The 4,064-nt window shown below is 48.9% G+C and carries 4 protein-coding genes; 2 read left to right on the forward strand and 2 right to left on the reverse strand.

Annotated elements, in window-relative coordinates:
* Both AC4MRN_RS19775 and AC4MRN_RS19780 read left to right on the forward strand, forming a co-directional pair.
* On the forward strand, nucleotides 1–439 hold a 439-nt coding region (locus AC4MRN_RS19775; RefSeq protein WP_491204280.1), incomplete at its 5' end, for an Hsp33 family molecular chaperone HslO.
* 366 nt (nucleotides 440–805) lie between these two features.
* Nucleotides 806–2,365 carry a phosphoenolpyruvate carboxykinase gene (locus AC4MRN_RS19780; protein ID WP_491204281.1) on the forward strand — a complete coding sequence of 520 codons (1,560 nt, stop codon included), beginning with the start codon at nucleotides 806–808 and terminating at the stop codon, nucleotides 2,363–2,365.
* A gap of 78 nt (nucleotides 2,366–2,443) precedes the next feature.
* On the opposite strand, the gene AC4MRN_RS19785 is transcribed toward AC4MRN_RS19780, so the two are convergent.
* Nucleotides 2,444–3,055 carry a cytochrome c oxidase assembly factor Coa1 family protein gene (locus AC4MRN_RS19785; RefSeq protein ID WP_491204282.1) on the reverse strand — a complete coding sequence of 204 codons (612 nt, stop codon included), beginning with the start codon at nucleotides 3,053–3,055 and terminating at the stop codon, nucleotides 2,444–2,446.
* Nucleotides 3,056–3,246: 191 nt separating this feature from the next.
* The coding region (locus tag AC4MRN_RS19790; protein ID WP_491204283.1) for an ATP-binding protein at nucleotides 3,247–4,064 on the reverse strand (818 nt) is incomplete at its 5' end.

The raw sequence follows: 4,064 nt of genomic DNA on the forward strand, positions 1-4,064 counted from the left end.
TGTGTTCATTCATACCGACTTTTCTGACAATACACTGCCAAAAGCATCGGGTATGTTCCTGCAGGTGGTTCCGCAGTCAGCTGAATCTACCAAAGTAACCAGTGACAGCGAATTTGAGCACTTGTGCGCGCTAACCGAAACCATGACAGCAGAAGAGTTGTTCTCATTACCCGCAGAAGACGTGCTGTATCGCTTGTACCACGAACAGGAAGTACAGCTTTACACACCAAAACCGGTATCGTTTGCCTGTACATGCTCTCGTCAACGCAGTGCCGAAGCTCTGAGAAACCTGGATAAGCAGGAATTACTGGATATCATCAGGGAAGAAGGTGCGATTGCCATGAACTGTCAGTATTGCCACACCGAATATCGCTTTGATGAAATCGATATTGAAGCATTACAGACTGGTTACAACGACGGTTCATCTACCCCACAATAAGTTCTTCAAAGGCAGCACAACCTCTCTGAGCGTTGTGCTTGCCGCTCCCCTTGACCTGCGTCAATATCCCTTTTTCCAAATAATATAGAGTAAATACGTAGCCTGTAGAGGATGCTTTACATGGTGTTAGTGGTGCTTTACACCATATTCAGGCTTTGTAATTCCAGCCTGAACAGACCCTGGTACGGCAAAATTGAGGGTGTTTTTTGTAGTGACTTTCAGAAAAATTATGAAAATTGCACAAAATTAATACCCAGTATTGTTCAGTTTGATGTTGTTGAATGCCTTTATTGCTATACAATGGTTGGGCTTTTAGTAAATTCTGAAAGTCTGGGTGAAAGTTTACAGTTTTGAGGGTGAAGTGATATGACCGCGGCAGCAGCGATTCAATCAGCAGCAAAGGAATGGGCAAATTTATCGGCAGCGGTGCTCGTAGAGCATGCGCTGAGTAAGGGTGAAGGGCAGCTAGCCGCAAATGGTGCGTTGGTTGTAGAGACAGGCAAGCGAACAGGGCGTTCGCCGCTTGATCGGTTTATTGTGAAAGAGCCGACAACAGAGCAGGATATCGACTGGGGCAAGGTAAATCGTCCGTTCGATGCCGGCAAGTTTGATGCGTTGTGGAAACGTGTTGAAGCACACCTTATGGGACTGGAAGAATATTACAGCTCTCAGTTACAGGTTGGTGCGGACCCTGAGCATGCATTACCTATTGTCGTGCGTACACAAACAGCGTGGCAGCATATCTTCGCCAAAAACATGTTTATTACGCCGGACCACTGGAACAGCGAGAACAAGCCGGTGTGGCAAGTACTCAACGTTCCCGGCTTTGTGTGTGAGCCTGAGCGCGATGGCACAAACAGTGACGGTACTGTGATCATTAACTTCGCTGAGCGCAAGGTTCTGATTGCCGGTATGCGATATGCCGGTGAAATGAAAAAAGCCATGTTCTCTGTACAAAACTTCCTGCTACCTGCCAAAGAAGTATTGCCGATGCACTGCTCTGCAAACGTGGGTGCTGAAGGTGATGTAACCTTGTTCTTCGGGTTGTCAGGCACAGGTAAAACAACGCTGTCAGCGGATCCTAAGCGCTTCCTGATCGGTGATGATGAGCACGGCTGGGCGCCGGGATCAGTCTTTAATTTCGAAGGCGGGTGCTACGCAAAATGTATCGATCTGTCGCAAAAGAACGAGCCAGTAATTTGGGATGCCATCAAGTTTGGCACCATTCTGGAAAACGTGGTGTTAGATGACACCCGCACGCCTGATTACGCTGATGTATCTCTGACACAAAATTCACGTGCGGCCTACCCGCTTGATCACGTTGAAAAACGTGTAGTGGAAAACATGGCTGGCGAGCCGCGTTCAGTGGTGTTTTTAACCTGTGACGTATCAGGCGTATTGCCGCCGGTATCAGTGTTAACCGAAGAAGCTGCAGCGTATCACTTCCTGAGCGGTTACACGGCCAAGGTCGGTTCAACGGAGATTGGTTCAACGTCAGACATTGAGTCCACGTTCTCTACCTGTTTCGGCGCACCCTTCTTCCCGCGTCCGGCAGGCGTATACGCAGAGCTGTTAATTAAACGTGTGAAGGAATTCAACGCCAAGGTGTACCTGGTTAACACGGGTTGGACCGGTGGTCCATACGGTACGGGCAAGCGCTTCGATATTCCTACTACCCGTGCGGTCATCGACGCGATTGTGAATGGCGATCTGGCGAATGTTGAAACAACGCACATTGACGGTCTGAACCTTGACGTGCCGGTAGCTGTGCCTGGTGTAGACAGCAAGCTACTGGTACCCAAAGAGACCTGGGAAGATAAAGCGGCCTACGAAGAGTATGTTGCTAAGCTGGTAACAGACTTCCAGGACAACTTTGAACGTTACGATGTGTCTGATGCTATTAAGCAGGCAGGTCCGGGTAACTAAGCCATAGGCTTACCGATTTTTATCACGTCCTCAAAGTGATAAATTAGCCCGTTTGCGCGAGTAAACGGGCTTTTTTATTTATTCTACCGGTGTCACAACCTGAATCCTGGTGTCTGACTCAGGCCAGTGCACGATAACGTTATGTAATACCCACACATCCATGTCTTTATATGCCTGGACGTACGCTTCAGCCTCACCTTTGGGGCCGGATAGGGAATATTGCAAATAGGCTTCTCCATTTGACCCGGATGTTCGAATGCTCCCCGTAACAAAGTAGCCTGCTTCAATCGGTTCGCCGATCACGTCAACAACGTCAGCATGTTGTGATATTGCCGTCAAAGAATGCTCGAAAGCTTCACCTTTCAGCATGTTGCCAATCAGCGTGAAGAACAGAGGAAAAACAACGAGCCAGAGAATAAATCCAGCGTTTCGCCATGATTTTTGGGTTTGTTTAAAGTGTTCTACATCGCGCCATGTTCTGTTTTTCCAAGCCCATTCATTACCTTTGGCGCCGAGTATGAAAAACATAAAAATATTGACCAGGGGCACGAACATTAACAGCGCTATGTAGGTGCTATTGCCAATGCCCCAAATCCAGTTAAGTAAAAATGCGCCCCAGTTCCAGCCTTTCACTTCCGGTGGTACTACTGATTGTTTTCCTAATCCTGAGGTGTATTGTTGTTGATTCATGTTTAGGTTTGCTCCCATCCCTGCCTTTACGCAAAGCACTTTAATTAACAGCGTCACAGTAACACGGCTTGTGTGGTTTTATGTAGGTTAAAGAGTAAGATCCCTGCTATCGCTTCGCGATTCAGGGACGACGAAATGGGAATGTTCAGGGATGACGGAATGGGAAAATTCAGGAGTGCCAGAGTCGTGCTCTACAACCCTTCACTGGGCAGCCAGAATTCCGCAATGAGTCCGCCGTGGGGGTGATTTCTTAAGCTGATTTGCCCGCCGTGCATTTCAATGATGCGTTTGGTAATTGCCAGGCCGAGTCCTGAGCCACCTGAACCTCGGGCAGTGTCGCCCTGAGAAAACGGCCGAAACATGGATTCCAGACAGTCTTCCGGAATGCCCGGGCCAAAGTCACGGATCGCACATACCACACGATGGTGCTTTTCTTCGTAATAGCTGGTGACTTCAATTTTATTGCTGCCGTAGCGGAACGCGTTTTCAATGAGGTTTTCCATTACCCGCTTAACCGCGACTTTGCGCAGCGGAATGGGCGGCAATGGGTTTAGCTCGGTGTGAATATGTTTGGCTTCCTGACCATCAGCCTGACTGGACGCATTGGCCTGACGATTGTGTACCAGTTCGTTGATCAGGGCATTCAGGTTAAGGACTTCTTGTTTTTCCTGCTGCTCCTGACGGGCATACTCAATAAACTGGTCGATGATGGCGTTCATGTCTTCGATGTCGCTGACAATGCCTTCTTTTATCCAGTCCTGATCGTCTGGCAGCATTTCAGTTGCCAGGCGAATACGGGTAAGCGGCGTACGCAGGTCGTGGGAAATACCCGCAGTCATTACCATACGGTCGTGTTCAAGCTGTTTAATGCCCTGGTTCATGCGGTTAAACGCCCGGGTCACTTCGATCATCTCGCTGCTGCCTTCTTCAGGCAGAGGCGGTGGAAACTGCCCACGACCAACCTTCATTGCGGCGCGTTGTAAGGCACTTAACGGGCGGTTCAGCCGCA

The sequence above is a fragment of the Marisediminitalea sp. genome (genome assembly GCF_984433645.1).

Excerpts from the sequence above, each read along its gene's own strand:
- AC4MRN_RS19780 (WP_491204281.1), top strand. The coding sequence starts at position 806 with ATGACCGCGGCAGCAGCGATTCAATCAGCAGCAAAGGAATGGGCAAAT.
- AC4MRN_RS19785 (WP_491204282.1), bottom strand. The coding sequence starts at position 3,055 with ATGAATCAACAACAATACACCTCAGGATTAGGAAAACAATCAGTAGTA.